This is a genomic window from Bacillus infantis (assembly GCF_008180445.1).
Taxonomy (GTDB): domain Bacteria; phylum Bacillota; class Bacilli; order Bacillales; family Cytobacillaceae; genus Bacillus_AB; species Bacillus_AB infantis_B.
Genome location: NZ_VTER01000005.1, coordinates 238,573 through 261,921, shown reverse-complemented (window position 1 = coordinate 261,921; position 23,349 = coordinate 238,573). Strand labels below are relative to the sequence as shown.

Here is a 23,349-nt window from a genome sequence, read left to right as displayed (position 1 = left end):
AGCAATGATGAACATACAATTTGCACTAGGTTTTGGATTAGGGGCACTAACTGTTTTATTGGTTGTGAATTATTTTTTCAGAAGATGGAAAAAGAAAGAAACTGAATCTTTTAAAAATCATGAAAGCTATATGCATGTGATCGAAAACACCAAGGATTTTCTTTATTATTGCCAAGTCTATCCGGAGCTGCAATTCAAATATCTTGGTCCTTCAGCTGAATGCTTTTTCGGCGAAGGTTCCAATGCGGATGCCTATCGGGACGCTGGTGTTGCCTTCAGGGATATTCATCCGGAGGATATGGATATTCTCCAAAAAAGGTCCATGGACAGGTAGATTTCAATAAAGCAATCGTCCAGCGCTGGAAAGATAAAGACGGCAACTATCGATGGTTTGAAGAGTATGCGACTCCCATATATGAAAATGGGGTGCTGGTTGCTCTTCAAGGGGTGGTGCGGAATATCGATGAGAGAAAAAAGCTGGAGGAGACATTGAAATATCGCATCGCCCATGATGCTTTGACAGACATATATAACCGTGAATTCTTCGAGCAAATGATGGAGAAATACAATGAACGTGAGGATATAGCTGCAGCCATCATTTTGTGTGATTTGGATGGTCTGAAATGTTTAAATGACAACCATGGACACAAAACAGGGGATTTTCTAATTAAAGAAACAGCACATCTGTTGGAACACTTTTTTACAGAAGGTGCTTATGTTTCCAGGATTGGCGGAGATGAATTTGCAGTCATCCTTTTAAAAAAGGAAAAAGAACAGGTGGAGCTCCTGGCCGAGAAGCTAGCTGAAGAGATTAGCAGATATAATGAAAGCAGCCGGGAAGTCAAAATTAACCTATCGATAGGCTTTGCATTCAGCGAGCATTCATTAGGTGTGATGGAAAGCTTATTTGTTGAAGCAGACAACCATATGTATCAGCATAAAAGAACGAAAAAAGGTGCCTGAATCTATCGCTGACAGATGGGAGAGAGAGGTGCCTTTCTTCGCAAAAATGGAGGATAACTATGCCTGCCCAAAAAAGAATCAGAGACTATGGAGTAAAAATAGGAACCCTTCAGACAGGTCCGCGCAATAGCATTACAGATGTGGAAGGCGTAACTGTGGGGCATACCACGCTGAGCGAAGCTGACAAACAAACCGGGGTTACGGCAATTGTGCCGCATCCCGGAAATCTTTTTAAAGAAAAGCTGATCGCCGCAACCCATGTGATCAACGGGTTTGGGAAGAGTATGGGGACGATTCAGATCAATGAGCTGGGTACGCTTGAAACTCCGATCATCCTGACCAATACGCTCGGCATCGGTACAGCGGCAGACGCTTTGATTCAGTATATGCTGGAGTCTAATCCGGAAATCGGCCGGACGACTGGAACGGTAAATCCGGTTGTGTGTGAATGCAATGATATGTTTTTGAATGATATCAGGGCTGGGTTTATAAAACGGGAGCACGTTTTCCGGGCGCTGCAGAATGCCTCGGCGGACGTGGAAGAAGGCACTGCTGGAGCAGGGACCGGCATGCTTTGTTATTCGCTTAAAGGCGGGATCGGGACCAGCTCGAGGCAGATGGAAATGGACCATGGGACTTATACAATGGGCGTTCTTGTGCTGACGAATTTCGGCGGTTTAAAGGATCTGCGGGTGAATGGAAAAGCCGTCGGGGAAGAGCTGAGTGAGGCTATCCGGGCTCAGGAGGAGAAGGATAAAGGGTCGGTCATCATCATTGTCGCAACTGACCTGCCTGTGTCGGAGAGGCAGCTGAACCGAATCATTAAAAGGACGGTAACAGGACTGTCGCGGACGGGGTCCATCATTGGGACAGGAAGCGGCGAGGTGGTCATCGGCTTTTCGACTGCTGTGAAAATTCCTCATGAAAAACCGGCAGATTGTTTAAGGATCTCTATGATACATGAAGAGGATATTGATCTGGCTTTCAGAGCGGCAGGCGAGGCAACGGAAGAGGCTGTCCTGAATTCGCTGGCAGCGGCAACACGGGTGGCGGGCCGGAATGGAAATGTGCGGCCGGCTTTGAGTGATCTGCTGCGGGAGCATGGTATTCGGCTGGTGTAAAAAAAGTCATGCCCCAAGTGCAGAGGGGCATGACTCCTATTCATGATCAATCAATTCTCCGTACTTTTTCATATTATCTTCACTCAAAACCCCAGCTTTATAAAAATAGTTTGCATAAACAAACAGCATCATTTCATTTTCTTCGGTGAACTCCAGTTTCTCCATGATGAGATTGATCGTCTCCGCATGCTCTTCGGGACTGGTATAAATCGTATTCCAGGCGCGGACCTGCTGTTCAGGAATGCCGCTGAAAATGGCAGCTTCCAGCTCTTCAGGCGGGACCGGCTCCTTTAAGTGTGCGTATGGGTCTTCATCAATGTCAGTGTAGATGAAGCCGATTGGATTATATGCCTCCAAAGGGTAGGTGTATTGCCCGCTTGAGGTTGTAACCACTGTGTTTTTCGGGTCAATTTCCAGCTTCCCACCGCTTAAAAGAAGGGGTTCTCCCAAACTGCTTATCTCGCTAAGAACATCCGGCGCAGCCAGCCAATAGCGGTGACCCTGCGCCAGCTGAGCGATATATTCCCCAAGCGGCATATCTTCTAATTTTCCTTCATCTTTTAATCTTGTATAAAGCACCGGCCTATAAAAAAACTGCACAGTCAAATCCTTCATATAAATGGTCCACTGGGCATCCGGACATTCAAACAGAACGCGAAAGGCAAAGCCCGCAGCCGTTTTCTGCAGCTCATAGTATATCAGCCATTGGCCGGTCTGCAGCTGTTCGGCTGCTTCTTCCTCGGTAATATTATGGAAAGTAAAGTGAATATAAGGCTTGGTGGAAAAACCGCTCTCTGTATTGATATAGAGATGAAGATTGCCATTCTCCCGCTCAATCCGCTCGATGATGGCATCATGGAGGCTTTCTGCAAACATCTCCTGGACAGCAGGTGATAAATGGGCAGCAGCCTGAGTTGTCTGCTCATGTGCTGCATCCAGAACTTGTTCAAACTCCCTGTCACTATTGCGCATCCATTGAAGATAATCCTCCCGGACCGATTTGGGCAGGGATGGCTGATTGAGCGTTCCATTCTCAACATAAGGAACAAAGCGGCTAGGGAGCACAGTAAGCAGTTCTGCTTTAATATCTTTCAATTCCTCTTCCCGGCGGGAATGGAGATCTTCTCCTTCCTCCTCGGCTTCTCTCAAGGCGCTTTCCCAGTCAGAGTCCGTCTCAGGAATGGGAAGGAGGTTATGCTTTAAGAATGCTTCTTTTGCTTGAGTTGTTAGATTCCACATTGTGACACCTCTTATCATTTGGTAAAAGTAGTATATTGTACATCTCCATTGAATCTAGTAAACAACCCCAAATTGCCGCGATGCGCAGCCATGGCAGGTATCCCTGTCAAACCGATGCTCCTTGGCAGCCTTTTCACCGCAAAACTGGCACTTTCGATAATGCCTTTTTCTGGTGTTAATAGTCTTAAGCAGCAGTTCAAGCAGCACGGCCTGCTGCTCTTCTTTGTTCAAAGTTCGAATGGCTTTCCAAGATAACGGATGTTTTGTATAAATGCCAGGCACCGGAGCCGGAATAGGTCCATTCCATTGTACAGCTTCATATCCAAAGTCCAGACCAGCATCGGTAAAACGGATATAGACTTCTGGTTCATCGGCAAATTCTTCAATCTTAAAATAAGCGGCATGATCACCAGTAAAACTGTTAAATGAGTATTGGTCATTAAGGCATTCAATCCAGGTGATGGCCTTCATTTTTAAAGATTTCATTGTGAGCATCCTTTTGGCTTTTTCTATTATTATAGCATTCTGGAAATTTATGTGATGCTGTGCACTCTTATCATCTCAGCACTGTAGGATATGTTAGAATGTGTAGATAACCCATTAGATTTAGTTGGCATAGCCCAATATTTAAGCGAGGGACGACTTATGAAAAACAAACAAAAAGCCGAAGCCTGGGCTGAGGCAAAAAAGCGCTGCCGGCTGAACGCAGCAGATATCCGCATGGCCAAGGAACTCGGGATGACGCCTAAAGGCCTGATCAAAAATATTCCTTCAAAAAGTCAGCAATGGAAGATGCCCGTCAAAGACTGGATCAGAGACCTCTACAGCGAGAAATTCGGCAGAGTGCTTGCTTCAGAAACTCCGCCTCAAAAAGCAGGAGGCAGCCAGAAAAAGAAAAAGCCTATTGAACTAGATGCAGATGAAGGTCCGCTATATTATGAGGATCTGCCATTTTAAAACAAGGAAGCCTGAACCCCTGATTGGGGTCAGGCTTCTTAAATGAAAACGGACCAAGGGGTCTGACCCCCTGGCCCATACTTAGCCAAGGGACCTGTCCCTCTGGCTCTGGCTCCCTGTGCCCCATGTGATATACAATAGAGGCAAAGGTCACGATTAAGGATGATACGAATGGAAGTTACGATGAAGAAGGTTATTGAGGCGAGTTATTTGACGGCTGATTCTGCGGCGCATTATCGGTCGATATTGCGGTATTTTTATCAGCAGCATGAACGGATGAGGGATTTTATTACGCCGGAGGAGGTTCTTGAGCATATGAGGACGATCCCGGCTTTTTCTGATTATCAGGAAGAGCAGCTCCATCAGCAGCTGGGACAGCTGGTGAAGTGGAATAATCTTGTGGCCCGGCAGGATATGACGAGCGCCAGGACGGTGGAGGAGTTCAAGAAGAAGCGGTTCAGGTACCAGTCGACGCCTTATACGATTGAGATTGAAAGGATGCTGATCGTATTAGAAAAGAATATCGGAGACATCTTCCAAGGGTCCCTTGAGCGTTCCCAGTTCGACAGGCTTTTGCAGGCATTGGCCGCGCTGCAGAAAGAGGTTGAAGTAAAGCTGCCTGATACGCCGGAAAATTATCTGAGATTGTGGGAAGATGTGATCCGGTATTTTCAGACGATCCGGACGAGCACGGCGGACTATATTGCTTATATCAACAGTGAACAGACAGATCAAAGGATGCAGACTGAGGCCTTCCTGGTGTATAAGAATCAGTTCACCGCTTATCTCAGGGACTTTATTGTTTCACTGCAAAAAACCTCTCTGCAGATCAGTGAGCGATTGGAAGAATTGCAGGCCGGGAGCCTGGAGCCATTTTTCAAAAAGCTTATTGAGCACCGCAGGTCGATCCCGCGCCTGGAAGAGATTGCAGTTTCTGATGAAGAATGGCTTTTGGAATATCAGGAGCATTGGAGCTCTGTCAGGCAGTGGTTCCTTGGGTCGCCTGTCCAGCAGAGCGAGTTTGAAATGCTGCAATGGCAGACGAATGAAATGATCCGCCGCATGACACGGTACGTCCAGCGCATCGGCGAGAGGCAGCAGAACTTCCGCAGCCGGAAAAATGATTATTTGCATCTGGCAAAATGGTTCTCTGACTGTGAAACGATGGATGAAGCCCATAAGCTGTCATCGGTTGTGTTCGGATCAATGACCATCAAGCATCTCCAGCTGGAAGAAACTACAACAGATAACATGCATGCCGATATCTGGGAGGAAGAGCCAGATGTCAGAACAATCAAGCCGAGGACGAACAAATACCGCGAAAAAACAAAGCCGGGCACAATCGAGTCCAATCAGGAAAAGAAAAGGCTGCAGAAAGAAAAGTATCTGGCAGAGAGAGAGCAAGAGCGGCAATTGATCGGTCAGTATATAGAAGAAGGCATGATCGAGCTGTCCCGTTTATCCAAGGTGGAGCCTTTCATACGCAAGGTGTTATTAGGGTGGATCGGCAAATCAATGGCAGCAAAAGAGGGAATCGTCAAGACGGACTACGGGCTGATTGTCAAAGTGAAAATCGATGCGGAGAATTCTATCATGCTTGAAGCAGAGGACGGCGTGATCAGGATGCCGAATGCCATTTTTGAATTTCTGGAAGAGGGGGGAAGGAAGCGTGAAGGCAGACCAGGCATTGGAGTTTGATGAAAAAGCTGTCCAGGGGATGGATCTTTTATTTAATACATACTGGATATTAAGATCTAAAAATCCGGAATGGTATCAGCTGATCAGAGAAAGGGAGAAGGTGCTTCGCCGGTATATCAGCGAAAAGTTCGGCCTCCGGCTCATTGTTCACCAGCATTTCATCAAACTGGAGAAGATTCCGGCTGAGCCTGAAAGATGGATGGGGATCACCCATTTTCAGGAGCCCATGGAATATGCGATTTTCTGCTGTGCTTTGTCCTTTCTGGAAGGCAAGTCGGTGGATGAGCAATTCCTGCTGTCCGAACTGTGCCAGGATATCAAAGAATCCTATCCCGGTGAGCTTGAGCTGGACTGGACACTTTTCACCCACCGGAAATCGCTTATCCGGGCAGTCCAGGCGTTGATGGAATTTGATCTGATCCGGACCATAGATGGCGACATCGGCCGCTTTGACCATAACGAAGATCAGGAAGTGTTATATGAAGCTACTGTATACAGCCGCTATTTTATGCGCACCTATCCTGAGGACTTTTTCGGCTATCATCACTGGACGGAGCTGCTGAAGGAAGACTGGAAGCTGAATCAGGAAGATGAACGGAGGAAAAGGGTGTACCGCAAGCTGTTTTTTTCACCAGGGCTTCACAGAGTGGATCAGCAGGATCCGGATTTTCTGTATATCCGGAATTTCAGGAACAGGCTCTCGGAGGATATTGAGAATCATAGCGAGTATAAGCTGCATGTTTTCAAAAATTCGGCCTTCCTGTCCATCGCAGAGCCGCGGCAGTATCACCAGCTCTACCCGGATTCAAAGGCGTCCAGTGATGTATTGCTGCAGTTTTCCCAATACCTGCATAACAATCTTGACTATTATGTGCCGAAGGAGAATGGGGAGATTGTGCTGACTGAAGGAGAGTTTGATGGAATCATCGATTCAATGAGAGCGCAATTTGAAAGCGGCTGGGCGAAATATTTCAGAGATAAAACAACCAGCAGCATCCGCTTAGATCTGGTACAAGCGATGAAAGAGTGGATGATGGCTGAGACGGATGACAGCTCTTTAATCCGGATTAAACCGCTGCTGGGTGTGGTGGCAGGCGCATTTCCGGAGGATTATGAAGGAGGGAAACCATGATGGGGCAGGCAAAATGGGAAATGAACCGGGCCGGGCTGCTGAATTTCTGGTATTACGATGAAGAAACCTTCCATTTCCGCGATGGAAAGCTTCTGCTCAGGGGAACGAACGGGTCAGGAAAATCGGTAACGATGCAAAGCTTTCTGCCGGTGCTCCTGGACGGGAAGAAATCGCCTGACCGCCTCGATCCATTTGGGTCCAAGGCAAGGAAGATGGAAGATTATTTATTAGGGGAAAAAGAGGTTTCAGGCCGTGACGAACGGACTGGCTATCTTTATATTGAATACAAAATGCAAGGTTCTGAGCAGTATGTGACAACAGGCATCGGCATGCAGGCCAAGCGCGGCAAAACCCTGAAGAGCTGGTATTTTATCATTAACGATAACAGGCGGATCGGGCATGATTTCCAGCTTGCCCATTCACATGGGGATGGGAAGGTGCCTTTTTCTGCAAAAGAATTGGAAAACCGCATCGGGCAGGGCGGCTATGTGGTCGGTTCACAGCGGGAGTATATGGAGCTTGTGAACAAGCATGTGTTTGGATTCCAGTCGGCAGAAGCTTATGAAGATCTGATCAAGCTCCTGATCCAGCTGAGGAGCCCGAAGCTTTCAAAGGACTTCAAGCCGACGGTCATCTATGAAATCCTCGAGGCGGCATTGCCGCCATTGACAGATGATGAGCTTCGCCATTTGTCTGATACGATTGAAAATATGGATCAGGCCAGCCAGCAGCTGGAGCAGCTGGAAAGAGAAGCCCAGTCGATCCAAAGGCTGGAGAATGTCTATCAGCTTTATAATAAGTACATTCTTGCCGAACGGGCCAGGCAATGGGAAACGGCAGATCAGCGCTATGAAAACGCGTCAGCTGAAGTTAAAAAGCTTGAAAGATATCTGGAAGAATCCCGCGTGCAGATACAAGAGATGGAAAGCTCGAAAATTTCCTTTGAAAACCAGAAAAATCTGATGGAGCAGGAAAGGAAGCTGCTGCAAAATCACGAGGTATGGAAGCTCGAAGAAACAAAATCGGAAAAGAAACAGGCCGCTGGAAACCTGCGGGAAGAAATCAGCCGGCTGGCAGAAAAGTATAAAAAGCTGAACGGGAAATATCATGAAGCCTGGCGTACTAAAGAAAAGCTTGAGCTCGAGCTTGCGGAGCAGCAGGGCCAGGAGCGTGAGCTGCTGGCCGAGCTGTCACTCGACGCAGAGGAAGCCGCCTTCCATCAGCATGAAGTCAATGTGAAGGATTACCAGAGATTCGAGTCAGCCGACTATGATTTTGCAGTCTGGAAAAAAGAAGCCAAAGAACATCGCACCCTGCTGGAGGGACTTGAAAAGCTGGCGATTGAAAAGGAAAGGCTTAAGCAGGAGCAAATGAAGCTGCAAAGGGATTCTTCTGATAAAAAAGCCCTGCTGGACGGCCACCAGAAGGATCTGGACCATCTGAATGCCTGGTTTGATTCACAGCAAAGGGAGCTCGAGCAGGATATTTTCCGATGGATGGAAGAACACCAGGAACTGCAGTATTCTTCTGAATCACGGCAGGAAATAGCGCGGGCCATTCATGGGCTGTACAGCGAAAACCGCTATGATCTGGTGCGCGATAAGCTTCTGGCCAGCATACAGGACTATGAGGCTGATGCAAAGGCGAACATAGAAAAAGTTAAAGGGCAAATAGAAGAAAAGAACGCAGTGATAGAAGAAACAAAAGACTTCCTTCATCAACTGAAGAACCAGAAGATGATCGACCCGGCAAGGGCGGAAGGCACGAAAGCCCACCGCGTGTCATTGCAGGAAAAAGGGGCGGCTTTTATTCCGTTTTATGCAGCTGTTGAGTTCAAGGAGCATGTGACTGACGAGCAGCGGGACCGGATCGAGTCGGCGCTGAAGGTGACTGGTCTGCTGGACAGCTTAATCACCAATGACTCTTTTACTCCGGAAGAGGATGCAGTTCTTCATGCAGAACCAAGGCTGCTCGGATACACGCTTGCAGACTATCTGATGCCTGATCTGGAAGACGGCAGCCCGATATCAAACACGCTTGTAGATGAGGTGCTCAGGAGCATCCCGCTGGAAAGAGAAGCAGGCGGCTATTCTCTGGATGTGGATGGCACCTACTCTGTCGGCTGCCTTGTGGGCCATGCTCCGAGAGAGGGTGCTTCAAAGTTTATCGGCAGAACTTCCAGGAAGCGCCACCAGAGGGAGCAGATCCAGGAATGGACAGAAAAACTCAATCAGCATATGGAAGAACTGAGTAGTTTGACAAATTTGCTTTACTTTTATCAGGAGAATCTTAAAAATGCTGTTACGTGGAAGCAGGAGCTGCCCCAGGACCATCTGCTCGCTGATCTGCATGACCAGGTTCTTCAGAAGAAGCAGGAAATCAATAAGGAGAAAGAGCTGCTTCAGCGGATTGATGATGAGTGGAAGAAAATCATCGAACAGCATGGCAGAGTCAAAGGAAATCTGCGGGAGCGGGGCATTCACCTGAACATCGACCTGCAGAAAGCTGTCATTGAGGAAGCGCTGAAATTTGCAAACAGCTATGAAGCCTATTTGAACAATCTTTCACAAACCGCACTGACACTGAGGCATATTATGGCCAACCTGGCATCCACAGCTGAAAAACTCACAGAATTAGAAGAAGATGTTGATAGTGTTAAAGGAGAGCAAAACGTCAAAGAGTCAAGGCAGAAGCAGCTGCAGCGCGAGATTGAGTCCATAGAAGAACAATTGAAGCTTGAAGGCATTGACCAGGTGCGGGAAAGAATCCAAACAGTGCAGCGGCTATTAAAGGAAGCAGAAGAACAGCTGAGGCAGCTGCTTGAACAGCTTCCGCAGAAAAGAGCGGATGAAGGCAGAGGCCTGGAGAAGCTGGAGGAAGCCAATCTGAGGCTTTCTTTCTGGCGGAATATGGCTGCTGCCTGCAAAACCCAGGCGGATGAAGAAATGAAAAGAGGCTTTGTCGGGGCAGAGCCGGATTATGCCTCCATCCTGAAGTTATATGGGGATCTGCTGGCCAAGCATGACCGTGCGAAACTCCTGGAACAGCTGACCAAGGCGTTTATCAACGAACAGATTCACTTGACGGAATACCGGATGTTTGATTATACAGAGAGCATGGATGAGCCTGACTGGTTCCGGGAAGGCCTGGACGATCATTTCCAGCCTTTCATCAATGAATGGCATCAGCTCAAAAGCAGGCGGCTCATCCAGCTTGATTATCATGGGCAGCGTGTCAGCCCGGATTATGTTGCCAAGGCACTGCAGGCCGAGCTGGCCGACCAAAGAAGCTGGCTTGACGAACAGGACCGCCAGCTGTACGAGGATATTATTGTCAATTCAGTAGGGCGGATCCTGCGCAACCGCATCCAAAGGGCGCAGCAGTGGGTGAAAGAAATGGATAAAATTATGTCCGAAAGGGATAATTCCTCGGGGTTGATTTTCTCGATTGCCTGGAAGCCGCTGACAGCAGAGTCCGAGAACGAAATCGATACAGGGGAATTGGTAAAGCTCCTGCAGCGGAACAGCAAATTTTTAAGCGAAGAAGATTTAAACAAAATCACAGGCCATTTCCAATCGCGGATCGAGAAGGCGAAGGAGCTGATCCAGCTGCGGAATGAAGGATCAACCTTGCATCAGGTGCTGAAGGAAGTGCTGGACTACCGCAAATGGTTTACATTTGTGTTATCTTTCAGGCGTGAAAATGAGCCGAAGCGCGAGCTGACGAATAATGCTTTCTTCAAATTCAGCGGCGGCGAAAAGGCCATGGCGATGTATATTCCGCTCTTCACAGCGGCATTCTCGCGCTACAAAGAAGCGGATGGTGCTGCACCTTATATCATTTCACTGGATGAAGCCTTTGCGGGGGTTGATGAAAACAACATCCGCGATATGTTCGAGGTCGTAGAGCAGCTGGGCTTCAACTATATTATGAACTCCCAGGCGCTGTGGGGAGATTATGATACCATTTCAAGCTTATCCATCGCCGAGCTGGTGCGGCCGAAGAATGCAGATTATGTGACCGTCATCCGGTATGAGTGGGACGGCAGGCAGAAATCATTGATGATTGATGATCCGATCATTTCTGAGGAGCTTGTGGGGCATGAAGGATAGATTGGAAGTATTTAAAGAAGAGCCCGGGTTCGTAAAATTGTTCAAGGGATTCAAAGAGAAATACCGTTCCCTGGGAAGGGTTGGGGGAACAGTCAGCCTGAAAGGTTTTTCCAGTGAAGAAATCCAGTCCATTGCCGGCTTTCTCGGACAGCCTTCAGAGGTGCTCCAAAAGAAAGGATCTGTCGGCCTGATTGCTTTTGAACGAGAGCTTAGAAATACGGGATTTACCGATATCACACTTAAAGAGCTGCTTGAAGCCGTGCTGGGTGAAATTATTCTTACAAAAGTGGAAGAAGCAGAGCAGGAGAGGCTTGAGGAACAGAGCTTTTTTAAAAGGCTGGTGGAAAAGAAGCCGGAAGCTTCCTGGTGGCTGGAGAAGCTCATGACAAGAGCCTCTGACACCAGGTGGATGTGGGCTCTCTATCAGAAGGATAAACAAGAGCTGCATCATATGATTCTAACTGTTTGCGAAGCTTTCAAAGCTGTTCCAGGTGAAGGGGAATATGAGCTTCTCCCCTTCTTTTCCCAAAGGACAACCGGCAATCCCCATTATTTTGATAATCAGGGGGCGGCAGGCAAGCTTCTCGTTCACTGCATGTATGCGGACCAAGTCAAAGAGAACCCGGATGCAAGAATGCCGAGAAATGGAGAAGAGCTGAATGAACTCTTAGGCAGCTATGGCATTCTCCGTGATGATTTATGGAATTTTGCCACTTGCCAGGGGCTGCTTGCTTTTCAAAACGGAGTGGTGCACCAGGTATGGCGTGCAGCCGCCGATACACAGACAGTGATGAATGTGCCCATGAAGGAACTTTCAAAGCTGGATGGGATGCGGCCTGCCATTGGCAATCAGGTATGGATAGTAGAAAATTCAGGCGTCTGCTCTGCCCTTATGGATGCCATGCCGCAAGCCCCGATTATCTGTACACACGGACAGTTCAGGGCAGCGGGCTGGAAACTGCTCGATTTCCTGGCCGAACAAGGGTGCACCCTCTACTATTCCGGCGACCTGGATCCGGAAGGCATCCTGATTGCCGACCGGATGAAAAAGAGATACAAAGACCAGGCGGTGCTGTGGAGAATGGATGCAGAGTCCTATGAAAAAAGCCTGTCAGAAGAAGATATAACGGACAGGATGGCCAAGCTGGATAAAGTGGATGCGGTAAACTGGTCCGGGCTTATAGAGCTGATGCGCAACAGGAAGAGAGCCGGGTACCAGGAAGCACTGGCAGAAGAATTGATAGGGGATATTAAGAAGAGGTTTCTATTATGAGCCGGGGGGACAGACCCTCTGGCCCAAAACGGAGCAAAAGCCGGGGGGACAGACCCCCTGGCCCACAAACCGAGCCAAGGGACCTGACCCCCCGGCCCACCTGTTTATCCTCTCAAACTCTCGGCAATAATGCATAATGAAGAGAATAATCTGCCCTGCAGCCAATATCCCAGTTGAAACTATCCCGCTCTTCGATTAATATATATGGTGTTGAACTAAACAAACGAAATCGATGATGAGGAAGAGTAGCCTGTGCTGTAATCTAAAGCGAGTCAGGGATGGTGTGAGCCTGATGAGGATGCATGAGTGAAGAACACCTCTGAGTTCTAACCGAAAAGGCTCACTGAGTAGGCTTAGACGTGTCCGGGACGTTATCTGCCGGAATGATTTAAGCTGGCCGCATTTTGCGGCAATGTGGGTGGTACCGCGGAAGCAAAGCCTTTCGTCCCTTTTAGGGGGACGTAGGCTTTTTTTTATGAACATTATTTTTACTAGGAGGATCAATCATGATTAAAGCAACTGTTAAAGAGCTGTACAGAGATCCTGAAGCCCATTTGAATGCTAAAGTGCGTATTACCGGCTGGGTCCGTACTTCCCGCGATTCAAAGACGTTCGGCTTCCTTGAAGTCAATGACGGCACTTTCCTTAAGAATGTCCAGGTAGTATATGGAGATGACCTTCCGAATTTCAAGGACATCACAAAAGCGGCCATCAGCTCTACTGTTTCTATAGAAGGTTCTATCGTTCTGACGCCTGACATGAAGCAGCCTTTCGAAATGAAGGCCGAGCAGATTACCATTGAGGGGAAATCAAACTCAGACTATCCGCTTCAAAAGAAGAAGCACTCTTTTGAATATCTGAGGACGATTGCCCATCTGCGTCCGCGTACGAATACGTATTCAGCTGTTTTCCGGATCAGGTCTCTGGCTTCTTATGCCATCCATAACTTCTTCCAGGAAAAAGGCTTCATTTATGCTCAAACTCCAGTCATTACAGGCAGTGACACAGAGGGTGCCGGCGAGATGTTCCGTGTGACAACGATGGACATGAATAACGTCCCTAAAACGGATGAAGGTGACGTCGATTTCAGCAAGGATTTCTTCAATGGAGAAGCCAATCTGACCGTCAGCGGGCAGCTATCAGCAGAAGCCCTTGCCCTTGCATTCCAGAAGGTGTATACGTTCGGGCCGACTTTCCGTGCAGAAAACTCCAACACAACCCGCCATGCGGCTGAGTTCTGGATGGTTGAGCCGGAAGTGGCATTCGCAGAGCTTCCTGATATCCTTGATCTGGCAGAAGCGATGATTAAGCATGTCATTCAGTATGTGCTGAACGAAGCTCCTGAGGAAATTACATTCTTCAACAGCTTTATCGATAAGACTCTTATCGAAAGGCTGAACACAGCGCTGAATACTGAATATGCACGCGTGACTTACACGGATGCAATCGAGCAGCTGAAAGAGTCAGGCGAGAAGTTCGAATATCAGCCAGAATGGGGTGCAGACCTGCAGACAGAGCATGAGCGCTATCTTAGTGAAGTCATCTATAAGCGTCCTGTCTTTGTCACAGACTATCCAAAAGATATCAAGGCTTTCTATATGAGAGCGAATGATGATGGCAAAACCGTTGCCGCTGCAGACCTTCTTGTTCCTGAAATCGGCGAGCTGATCGGCGGAAGCCAGCGTGAGGAGAGGGAAGAGCTCCTTAAAGAAAGAATCACTGAGATGGGCATGGACCTGAAGGATTACTGGTGGTACCTTGAGCTCCGCAAATATGGCGAAACCAAGCACTCCGGCTACGGAATCGGCTTTGAGCGCCTGATCATGTATCTAACAGGCATGAAGAACATCCGTGACGTGATTCCATTCCCTCGTACTCCGGGGAATGCTGAATTCTAAGAAATTGAACCTTACAGCTAATATAGTTCAGTCCCAAAAGCTTGTCTGTTATAGTTTTAGCAGACAAGCTTTTTTATCGGCAAAATAGCTGCCCCGCGGCTTATCATGTGTTACAGCTGTTATTATCTAAATATTCTGCAATAACTCATTATGTTGGTATGAAAGGAACAGTGTGGATTGCGCAGAATGAAAAAAGAAAAGATTCTTCAGCATTTTTGCCATAAAGGAAGAGCAGCCTTTGCATGCTCAACACAACAAAAGAGATTTAAAGGAGGACTGAAATGATCAATGTAGGCATTATCGGAACAGGCTGGTTCAGTGAAGTTCATGCAAAGATTTTGATGGAAATGGAAGAGGTAAACCTGGCGGCAGTTTGCGGGACCAGTCTTTCAAAAGCTATAGACTTTGGAGAGAAGTTCGGCGGGATTAAAGGGTATGGGAATGTTGAGGAAATGCTTGAAGGGGAGCGTCTGGATGCCGTTTATCTTTGCGTGCCTCCATTCGCACATGGCGCAATTGAGCTGCAGCTGATAAAAAGGGGAATTCCTTTCTTCGTTGAAAAACCTGTCGGGACAAGCATGGAAACTCCTGAGATCATCCTCTCCGCGCTGAAGGAAAAGCCGGTCATCACTTCTGTCGGCTATCATTTCCGCTACCGTGAAACAGCGGCAAGATTGAAGCATGAGCTGGAGGGGGCGGTCCTTGGGATGGTGACCGGCCAATGGATGGGTTCTATGCCGCCTGTCCCGTGGTGGCGCGACCTTGCCCGATCAGGAGGGCAGCTGGTTGAACAGACCACTCATATCATTGATATTCTCAGATATACGGCTGGAGAGGTTGAAGAAGTAACAGCTGTTTTTGGAAGCAGGGTATTAGAGCAAATCCATAAAGGTGTGACAGTTCCCGATGTTGGTACAGTGACCCTCAAAATGAAGAGTGGACCATTGGCAGTCATTTCAAACACATGCATTCTGCCTGAGGGAGATTCTAAGATAGGCATTGATTTTTATCATAGCAATGGGATTCTCCAGCTTGATCAGGAAGGACTGACAAAAAGGGAGAATGGGATAGTAACAGAGTGGAAGGATCAGGACAGTCCGTATGTATTAGAAGCACGCGCTTTTATTCATGCGATCAGGACGGGCGACGTTTCAGGGATTAAATCGGACTATTTTGATGCCTGCCGTACCCAGGAGGTTGCCGCAGCTGCTGTGGAATCAGCCCGGATTGGCAGCTCAGTAAGAATAACAGACGATTTTTAAATTATATGTAAAAAAACGGAATAAATGTATTTTGAACTTGATGCCGGTTCCGAGATTTACAGAAACTTAGGGGGCTTGTAACATCCTTCTGGGCGTTCCATCTCCTTAAAAAAGATTTTTACAAGAACATTACACCAACTTAACAGTAAAGTAGTACATTTGGAGTATCGACTTTATGTTTAGGAAGGTATTTTTGATGACAACTATGCTGTTTGAATCTACAGAAGATCAAAACTTCCATATTTTCAATTTCTCCCATGTGTTTCAGCCTATTTATTATTTGGCGGATCATTGTATTGCTGGATATGAAGGACTGATCAGGAGCTTTGAGATTCAGAATCCCGAAATGCTGTTTGCAATGGCCAAACAGAATGGAAAGCTGTATGATCTTGATATTTTTTCGATTGTCCGAACCATCAGCACTTTTGAATATAAGGCTACAGCTGCTGCATCTTCCCAATTATCTGTGAATATTTTCCCATCCACGCTGCTGGAGCCGGCTTTTTTATGGAAAATTGATGATATAATGAAGAATACATCATTAAAGCCGGAGCAGATTACGTTTGAACTGAATGAAGCTGAATCAGTTGTTTCTTTAAACAGGCTGAAAGAAGTTGTGCAACACTTGAAGTCACTAGGCTTCAGGATTGCACTTGATGATCTTGGAAAAGGGCAATCGTCCTTGCGGATCGCTTTGGAGCTCGAACCGGATATCATCAAGCTTGACCGGTATTTTTGTGAAAATCTGGCTGAGTCTTTGAAAAAGCAAAAGTTCCTTGATTGGATTGCTTCGTATTTTATCAGCGAAGGTGTGGCTGTCACACTCGAAGGAATTGAAACTGCGGAGCAATTATTGATTGCCAGGCAGGCCGGCATCCAATTGGGACAAGGATATTATCTTGGAAGGCCCAGCACTCATCTATAACTATGTACTGAAATGAAGGTGTCGTTATGCAGGTGACGATTGGAGACCTCGCCGAGAAAGTGATGTTTGTAGCTCCCTCGGCAAAATGCGAATATGTTTATTCCATTTTTAAGGAAACACCGGAGATTGAAGGGGTGGTTGTCTGCCTGGACAGCCGGCCGGTAGGGCTGGTCTCGAAGACGAAATTCTATCAGAAATTATCCACTCAGTACGGGTTTGATCTGTTCATGAAGCGGAAAGTCGAGCTGGTCATGATTGCGGATCCTCTTGTGATCGACCATTCGGTGCCCATTACGGAAGCCAGCGCCCTGGCCATGGACCGGACACAGGAGCAGCTGTATGATTATGTAATCGTAACAAAAGAAGACCTGCTGATCGGCACTGTCAGCATCCGGAATCTGCTGATGAAGCTGGCGGAAGAACAGATCAGCATTGCACGGTATTCAAATCCCCTCACAGGCCTGCCAGGCAATTTCGAAATCAAAAATGCACTCAAGAAGGCGCTTGCCTCTGAAAAATATACTGTGCTTTATATTGACATCAACTCATTCAAAACCTTCAATGATACATTTGGATTCAAGATCGGCGATGAAGTCATCCAGGAAACAGCAGCGATTCTGAAAGATGAGCTGGATGCAGGGCACATGAGCAGCCAATCCTTTATCGGACATATCGGAGGGGATGATTTTATAACGGTTTTCCCCCATCATGACTATCAAGACATCTGCGAGGCTATCCTCGGAAAATTTGATGATTATGCCCGTTCATTTTACTCGGAAGAAGAGCTTAAGGAAGGGTGCATCCAGGCAGTAAACCGGATGGGAATCCCCGAAAGCATTCCGCTGCTCGGCTTATCCATCGCAGTCGTGCAAAATACAATAATAAACTTCCATACAATTGAAGAACTAAGCATAGAAGCTGCACGCCTTAAAAAGCGGTGCAAGTCCTACCGCAGGAGTGTTTACCTTACCATGGAAGAAAAGGGCAGCTGCCAGGTCTGATGGGAAATAGATTGTGGAAAGTTACCATTCATTAAAAGTCTTGAATGTAAACGGATGCATCAATGTGCATATATCCCCCCGATGGCTCCCCCAAGACTCAGCGTCCAAATGACTGTCTGCAAAACTGGAGGACCAAAGCCTACTTTCATTTTATAAAAAATCCTATGAACATAAAAAAGGTGCCTGATCCCCAAACGGAGGGAGGGCTCCTTTTTCTATATTTGCATAATAATTTCCATAACAATCGCGTTTTTAATATTAATATCCAAGTGAGTTTATCTTTTGCAAAAAAGCAACAAATGCAAGAGACAGGCTGTAAATATGATACACTGTAAAAATGAAAATAGAGTAAAGGCAGGAAATATTATGACTGAAAAGAGAAAGCATAAGTCGAACAAACTGAAATTTGCTATGAGGGTGCTGCTCGTCATCCTCGGGGGCTTCATTGCTGCCTATGGCCTGGAAACCGTTCTAATCCCGAATGATGTATCAGACGGAGGCGTCACGGGCCTCAGCATCGTCGGGGCACAGTTAAGTCATTTTCCATTAGGGATTTTGATCGCGGTCCTGAATATCCCGTTTATCTGGCTGGGATATAAGCAGATCGGAAAAACCTTTGCCATCCTTTCCATCATCGGAATTGCTTCCCTGGCTATAGGGACAAGCATGATGCATCATACCCCGGCAATCATTGAAGGCGATACCTTGCTGGTCACAGTGGTCGGGGGGATCATTCTCGGGTTTGGCATGGGGCTTGCGCTGCGGAATGGCGGTGCTTTGGACGGAATCGATATGCTTGCCGTGCTGCTGTCCCGGAAATTGCCGTTTGGGACGAGCGATATCATCCTCTTCTTGAACATCTTTGTATTTATCTTCGTTTCAACCGTGTTTGGGCTGCAGGGGGCCATCCTGTCAGCGATTGCTTACTTTATCGCCTCTAAGGTCATTCATATTGTTGAAGTGGGACTGAGCGGTTCCAAAACTTTTCAGATTATCACCACCCAGCCTGCATTGATGGTAGAGACTATACGCGACCGCTTAGGCCGCAGTGCGACTTATAAAGAAGTCTACGGAGGATTCTCCCATGAAAAATTCAGGGAAATCACCTGTGTCATCAACCGCATGGAAGAAACCAAGCTGAAAGAAATCATCAATGAAATTGACCCCGATTGCTTTGTTACTGTTTATGATGTTTCGGAAGTAAAGGGCGGGAATTTCAGAAAAAAGGATATCCACTAATAGAAAAGATTCCTGCTCCAAAAAACTTTGGGGCAGGCTTTTTTTGTAGAAGGTATTCCTAAAGATAGCTCGAAGTTAGTATGAGAAATTATAATTGGAAATCGGGAGGTAATCATGGGAAGACTAATTCATTTCGAAATCCATGTGGATGACATGGAGCGTGCGAAAAAGTTTTATGGAGATGTGTTTGGCTGGTCGTTTCAGGACTGGAGCGAATATGCCGGGATGCCATACTTCGGCGCAGTGACGGGCGATGACAGTGAAATGGGCATCAATGGTGCATTGATCAAACGCCAAGGCCCGCCGCCTGAACCCGGTCAGCCAGTGAACGGCTATTCCTGTACTTTGGGTGTAAAAGATTACGACATCACGGAAGCGAAAATCCTGGAATATGGCGGAAAGGTCGCACTGCCGAAATATGCTCTGCCGGGGATGGCGTGGCAGGGATATTATGTGGATACAGAAGGCAATATCTTTGGGATCCATCAGCCTGATGAGGGTGCGAAATAGCGGCAAGTGCTGAAATTTCTGCGAAAATCCAGGAAGAATTTTTATATCCTATTGCTTATCATCCTGATAGCCTGGTTTAGCTTGTATGACTTTCTAACAGAAAAGGAAGTCCACCTCCTTTCTAATTGTATCCAGGCTGCAGTATATATTGCCGTATATGCTTTCCTGGATTGGGGCTTTTTCGGAAAAGAACGAAAAAAAGAATAAAGAAGCAATGGGCATTTCCTTTTGATGGGGAAATGCTTTTTTTGTACTAATAAAAAGGAACTTTTTTCCTTATAAACCGTATAAGTGATTAAGTAATTTGTCGGCAAAGGGGGGGCAAGGATGTTTTATAGTGATATACAAATGGTGCTGACCGCTTTATTTTTCTGGTGGCTTGTGCTGCTTCTGTTTCAGCGATTGGCCAATCGCTATCCTGAAAGGAATACGTGGAAAAAAGATATTTTGACTTCTTTTTATCAAAGCGTTTTGATTCTGATCCTGCTGCCGGTGCTGAAATTTATATTGAACCAGTTTGGTTACTAATCATGCGGCTAAGTAAGGAGTGAAGCGATGCGAGTCAAGAATATCCTTATTGCTGCATCTATTTTTCTGAACATAGGATTAGGGTTGGTTGTTTATAAAGAGTTGAGCAAACCAGATGCTGGTGAAGTTGGTCTGATGTTCAAGGAAGCGGTTAGGACAGAAAATGATCAGCAGGCCAGAACCCTCATGGCCGAGGGAAGAAAAGCTGAAATCTCTGATGAGCTGCTGCAGCAAATTAAGGTTCGGATGGGTGCAGGTACAAGCTTCAATACCTATGAGCTGTTAAAGTTTGAAAACGGCGAAATGGTGCTGCTTCATTTAACGCCTGATGATCGGTATGAAATACAGGATGTGATGATTGTGCCGGAGGAGATGAGAGGGGTGTTTGATGGAGATGGACATTAAAAATAGGAAGTGGAAGGCGGGCAGAAGGATAAAGACTGCCTCTGCTGCCATTTTGCTAATGGGGCTTCTTATCGGCTGTACCAAGACTGACAATGATGCCGAGGTCACCAAAAGAGCTGAGCCCGCAAAAGATGAATTGACAAATTTTAAAACAGAAGATGGGAAAATCGATATTGTTATGCAAAATAAAGGGAAGTTTTCTGAGGATACGCTAAAGCAGATCAAAGAAGAAATCCTCGGCTTTTATGGGGCACTGCAAAAAGAAAAGATTCCTCTTTCTCCACCCTCCAGGATTTATCTTCATCTGCATAATGAGCAAAAAGTCAGCTCCCATAACGGCGGCACCATCAATCTTTATTATATTTCAGAAGGAAATGATCCTCTCATTCATGAAATGACACATGCACTTTTTAATGATGGAAAAGGACAAGTTACACAAGAAGGCCTGGCAATTTATATGCAGGATATCTATTCGGAAAGAAGTGTGAATCCAAATTATCAGGAAGATACACATGAAATCATGAAGCATTTAATCTCTAAAAAGATCATGCTGCCTCTAGAAACCCTGCTGCAGGAAGACAAATTCTTCTCCTATACAAATTTGGATAAAGACTCATCTTCCCTCAGATGGCTGGCTTACATAGAATCTGCTTCGTTTACAAGGTATCTTATAAATGCATATGGACTGGAAAAATTCTTAGAAATTCATGGTGAACCAGACCTTGCAGCAACACTCCAGGCCGTCTATGGAAAATCACTGAAGCAGTTAGAAGGAGAATGGATGCAATTTTTGCTGAGTGGTTCTGAACCAAATGAAGAAGCGGTGAGAAGCTATGAGTCTGGCATTCAAGGAATTATGAAGCATCTGGAAGAGAATAAAGAGCATTTGTTGGGCGGGTAAGCAGTGGAACCGGCTTCGGATACGAGTTCTGGCTTCAGGCCAGTTGGCAGAAAAACAGCGGGAGTGATGAAAAAAGCTGTGGAATGAATAAAATAGTGAGCAGATTAAACGAAAAAAGCCGTGAAATGAGCAGATGTGTTTTTTCAGTTCGAAACAGTATGCCACAGCCGGCTGGATTATTGAAACAAGCTGAGAGACAAATATCACCTGCAAAAAGGCGATATTTATACTCTCAGCTCAAATTTATTAATGAGCAGTCATTTCATGCACTATTTCGTCTCCGCTTAAGTCAGAGAAATAATAGGTTGGCCAGTGCTCCAGTTCTTTCAGAAGTTCTGCATGTTCTTCATCCCCGAAATAAATGTGGTAATGATGGGCTTTTGTCGGGTAGATGCTGTGATCGCTGAATTGGACATGCTTTGGCAGCCCGTCTGCTTCTTCTCCTGCCAGATCAAATAGAAAACGGACGCCCCGGTTTCCAGCTTCATAGTTCAGGATTTCGTAGCCGTGATATTCATATTCTCCTGTTTTTGCTTCACCATTTCTGTAAAATGTCATCTCGTTATCCTTGATAACAATTCGTTCAACGTCTGTCTCATAACCGGTTTTATAATAAGCTTTGTACTCCTCAGCGGATTTATCCTTTTTTGTTTCAGCTTTGTGTTCAAAAACCTCATCCAGCGTTCCGTCCAGCAGATAAGGATAAACAGACTGCCAGTCTCCTTCCCAGTCAGATAAAGGACGGTCTTCGATTTGGTCATCTTCAAATATTCCTGAATAGATTTGCTGTTCTTCTTCTGAGCCGTGGCTGTGGTCATGCTCGTGCTCATGTTCTTCCCCATCTTCATGTTCATGATCATGATCATGGCTTTCTTCGGCACTTTCAGTGGATTCTTCGGTATTTTCAGCAGATTCCTCGGGTGCTGCCTCTTTAGCAGGTGCATCGCTCTTTTCCTGACAGCCTGCAAGGATGATGCCTAATATGAAAAGGAAAAAAATAGAACTGGTAAGCTTTTTGTTCATGAATCATATCGCTCCGATCATTATGTATTGTATAAATCGTAATTGTTACTATTTATACTTTACTGAATATACTATGCTCATAAAAAAGTGTCAATGTAAAACGGAATAATTTTGATTTATAATCCAAAAAACTATTAAAAAAAATAATACACAGACAACATCTTGTGTTATAAAATGGAATTATTGTACACATTGAGAGGATAATTTTAAAAAGAATTTATTAATCTTTGTTTAAATGGTTATAAACTGTCTTATCAGGGAAATCTACAGGAAATGTATTGTTGCTGAAAGGAGTGTTTTTATGGAGGGCATATGGCTTGAATATGCATGGGCATTACTGATATTGATTGGATTGGAGGGCCTGCTTTCTGCGGACAATGCGCTTGTGCTGGCTGTCATCGCGAAGCATCTGCCTGAGGAAGAGAAGAAAAGAGCTATCAACTACGGAATCATTATGGCATTTGCCTTTCGTTTTATCGCGCTTTTTGCCATTTCATTCATTGCCAACGTATGGCAGATACAGGCAATCGGGGCGGCTTACCTGCTTTACCTGGGATTGAAGCATGTGATTAAAGCGAAGTTTGGGAAAGACAACGAACATAACCGCGAGGATCTGAAAGAAGAGTCCCGCGGCAAGGGATTTTGGCCGACGGTAGGGAAAATTGCATTAGCCGATTTGGCATTTGCAATTGACTCGATCCTTGCAGCAGTCGCGCTTGCGCTGGGACTGCCTGATTCACCGCTCGATGATTTCGGCGGCATGGACGGCGGACAATTCATTGTCGTAGTTCTTGGAGGAATCGCTGGATTGGTCTTAATCAAGTTTGCCGCAACCTGGTTTGTGCAGCTGCTTGCGAAACGCCCGGCACTTGAAACAACCGCCTATGCCATTGTAGCGTGGGTCGGAGTCAAGCTTGCTGTCATCACACTTGCACATGAAGATATCGGCGTACTCGATCACCACTTTCCGCACAGCACAGGCTGGACACTGGTCTTCTACGGGATACTGATCGCAATAGCCCTCCTTGGATGGTTTGCACCGCAGAAGAAAACGAACACCGAAACATTATAAAGAGCCAAGGGGACAGGTCCCCTGGCTCTTTTTGTGTTTGGGCCATGGGGTCTGTCCCTGTGGCTCTTTTTGCAGGCTGGGCCACGGGGT

General features: G+C 46.3%; 21 protein-coding genes, 1 pseudogene and 1 other annotated feature. Of the genes and pseudogenes, 19 read left to right on the top strand and 3 right to left on the bottom strand.

Going from position 1 to position 23,349, the window contains the following annotated elements; translation table 11 throughout:
* The first annotated feature begins 4 nt into the window (after positions 1–4).
* The 4 genes and pseudogenes from FZD51_RS26595 to FZD51_RS10960 all read left to right on the top strand — a co-directional run bounded on the left by FZD51_RS26595 (position 5) and on the right by FZD51_RS10960 (position 2,084).
* A complete protein-coding gene (locus FZD51_RS26595; protein ID WP_262380870.1) occupies positions 5–334 on the top strand; it encodes a hypothetical protein in 330 nt (109 codons plus the stop codon).
* A gap of 14 nt (positions 335–348) precedes the next feature.
* Positions 349–432: pseudogene (locus FZD51_RS26590) on the top strand (hypothetical protein); the annotation flags it as partial.
* 57 nt (positions 433–489) lie between these two features.
* Positions 490–963, top strand: a complete 474-nt coding sequence (locus tag FZD51_RS26585) for a GGDEF domain-containing protein (RefSeq protein WP_262380883.1) — start codon at positions 490–492, stop codon at positions 961–963.
* A gap of 59 nt (positions 964–1,022) precedes the next feature.
* Complete coding sequence (locus FZD51_RS10960; RefSeq protein ID WP_148974800.1) at positions 1,023–2,084, top strand: DmpA family aminopeptidase; 1,062 nt, start codon at positions 1,023–1,025, stop codon at positions 2,082–2,084.
* 36 nt (positions 2,085–2,120) lie between these two features.
* Here the strand turns inward: FZD51_RS10960 and FZD51_RS10955 are convergent, their stop codons facing one another.
* Positions 2,121–3,323 (bottom strand): DUF4085 domain-containing protein, encoded by a 1,203-nt coding sequence (locus FZD51_RS10955; RefSeq protein ID WP_148974799.1) that lies wholly within the window; start codon positions 3,321–3,323, stop codon positions 2,121–2,123.
* A gap of 54 nt (positions 3,324–3,377) precedes the next feature.
* Positions 3,378–3,809, bottom strand: coding sequence for a hypothetical protein (locus FZD51_RS10950; protein WP_148974798.1), 432 nt, complete (start codon positions 3,807–3,809; stop codon positions 3,378–3,380).
* Between the two features lie 159 nt (positions 3,810–3,968).
* On the opposite strand from FZD51_RS10950, the gene FZD51_RS10945 reads away from it, so the two are divergent.
* From FZD51_RS10945 to FZD51_RS10880, 14 genes are all read left to right on the top strand, one after another.
* Positions 3,969–4,280, top strand: coding sequence for a hypothetical protein (locus FZD51_RS10945; protein WP_148974797.1), 312 nt, complete (start codon positions 3,969–3,971; stop codon positions 4,278–4,280).
* A 171-nt stretch (positions 4,281–4,451) separates the two neighbouring features.
* On the top strand, positions 4,452–5,978 hold the full coding sequence (locus FZD51_RS10940) for a TIGR02677 family protein (RefSeq protein WP_148974796.1): 1,527 nt from the start codon (positions 4,452–4,454) through the stop codon (positions 5,976–5,978).
* 19 nt (positions 5,979–5,997) lie between these two features.
* On the top strand, positions 5,998–7,110 hold the full coding sequence (locus FZD51_RS10935; protein WP_262380882.1) for a TIGR02678 family protein: 1,113 nt from the start codon (positions 5,998–6,000) through the stop codon (positions 7,108–7,110).
* Positions 7,107–11,222: a TIGR02680 family protein gene (locus FZD51_RS10930; RefSeq protein WP_338120377.1), complete on the top strand. Its 4,116-nt coding sequence runs from the start codon at positions 7,107–7,109 to the stop codon at positions 11,220–11,222. Before FZD51_RS10935 ends, FZD51_RS10930 begins: the two co-directional genes overlap by 4 nt.
* On the top strand, positions 11,212–12,495 hold the full coding sequence (locus tag FZD51_RS10925) for a TIGR02679 family protein (RefSeq protein WP_148974794.1): 1,284 nt from the start codon (positions 11,212–11,214) through the stop codon (positions 12,493–12,495). Before FZD51_RS10930 ends, FZD51_RS10925 begins: the two co-directional genes overlap by 11 nt.
* A gap of 223 nt (positions 12,496–12,718) precedes the next feature.
* Positions 12,719–12,948: a binding site (T-box leader), on the top strand.
* A gap of 53 nt (positions 12,949–13,001) precedes the next feature.
* Positions 13,002–14,393, top strand: coding sequence for an asparagine--tRNA ligase (asnS, locus tag FZD51_RS10920; RefSeq protein ID WP_148974793.1), 1,392 nt, complete (start codon positions 13,002–13,004; stop codon positions 14,391–14,393).
* A 281-nt stretch (positions 14,394–14,674) separates the two neighbouring features.
* Entirely contained in the window at positions 14,675–15,655 is a 981-nt protein-coding gene (locus FZD51_RS10915; RefSeq protein ID WP_148974792.1) for a Gfo/Idh/MocA family protein, read from the top strand.
* A 196-nt stretch (positions 15,656–15,851) separates the two neighbouring features.
* The gene (locus tag FZD51_RS10910) at positions 15,852–16,580 is read left to right on the top strand and encodes an EAL domain-containing protein (protein ID WP_262380881.1); all 729 of its coding nucleotides are present in this window, start codon (positions 15,852–15,854) and stop codon (positions 16,578–16,580) included.
* A gap of 26 nt (positions 16,581–16,606) precedes the next feature.
* The gene (locus tag FZD51_RS10905) at positions 16,607–17,581 is read left to right on the top strand and encodes a GGDEF domain-containing protein (RefSeq protein WP_148974790.1); all 975 of its coding nucleotides are present in this window, start codon (positions 16,607–16,609) and stop codon (positions 17,579–17,581) included.
* Between the two features lie 366 nt (positions 17,582–17,947).
* Positions 17,948–18,820, top strand: a complete 873-nt coding sequence (locus tag FZD51_RS10900) for a YitT family protein (protein ID WP_148974789.1) — start codon at positions 17,948–17,950, stop codon at positions 18,818–18,820.
* Between the two features lie 114 nt (positions 18,821–18,934).
* Positions 18,935–19,330, top strand: a complete 396-nt coding sequence (locus FZD51_RS10895; protein ID WP_148974788.1) for a VOC family protein — start codon at positions 18,935–18,937, stop codon at positions 19,328–19,330.
* A 327-nt stretch (positions 19,331–19,657) separates the two neighbouring features.
* Positions 19,658–19,858: a hypothetical protein gene (locus FZD51_RS10890; RefSeq protein WP_101551440.1), complete on the top strand. Its 201-nt coding sequence runs from the start codon at positions 19,658–19,660 to the stop codon at positions 19,856–19,858.
* A gap of 27 nt (positions 19,859–19,885) precedes the next feature.
* Positions 19,886–20,263, top strand: coding sequence for a hypothetical protein (locus FZD51_RS10885; protein WP_148974787.1), 378 nt, complete (start codon positions 19,886–19,888; stop codon positions 20,261–20,263).
* Positions 20,247–21,164: a gluzincin family metallopeptidase gene (locus tag FZD51_RS10880; RefSeq protein ID WP_148974786.1), complete on the top strand. Its 918-nt coding sequence runs from the start codon at positions 20,247–20,249 to the stop codon at positions 21,162–21,164. Before FZD51_RS10885 ends, FZD51_RS10880 begins: the two co-directional genes overlap by 17 nt.
* Positions 21,165–21,410: 246 nt before the next feature.
* Here the strand turns inward: FZD51_RS10880 and FZD51_RS10875 are convergent, their stop codons facing one another.
* Positions 21,411–22,187, bottom strand: a complete 777-nt coding sequence (locus tag FZD51_RS10875) for a metal-binding protein ZinT (protein ID WP_148974785.1) — start codon at positions 22,185–22,187, stop codon at positions 21,411–21,413.
* Positions 22,188–22,488: 301 nt separating this feature from the next.
* Here FZD51_RS10875 and FZD51_RS10870 point away from each other — a divergent pair, with 301 nt between their 5' ends.
* A complete protein-coding gene (locus FZD51_RS10870; protein WP_148974784.1) occupies positions 22,489–23,259 on the top strand; it encodes a TerC family protein in 771 nt (256 codons plus the stop codon).
* Positions 23,260–23,349 lie beyond the last annotated feature (90 nt).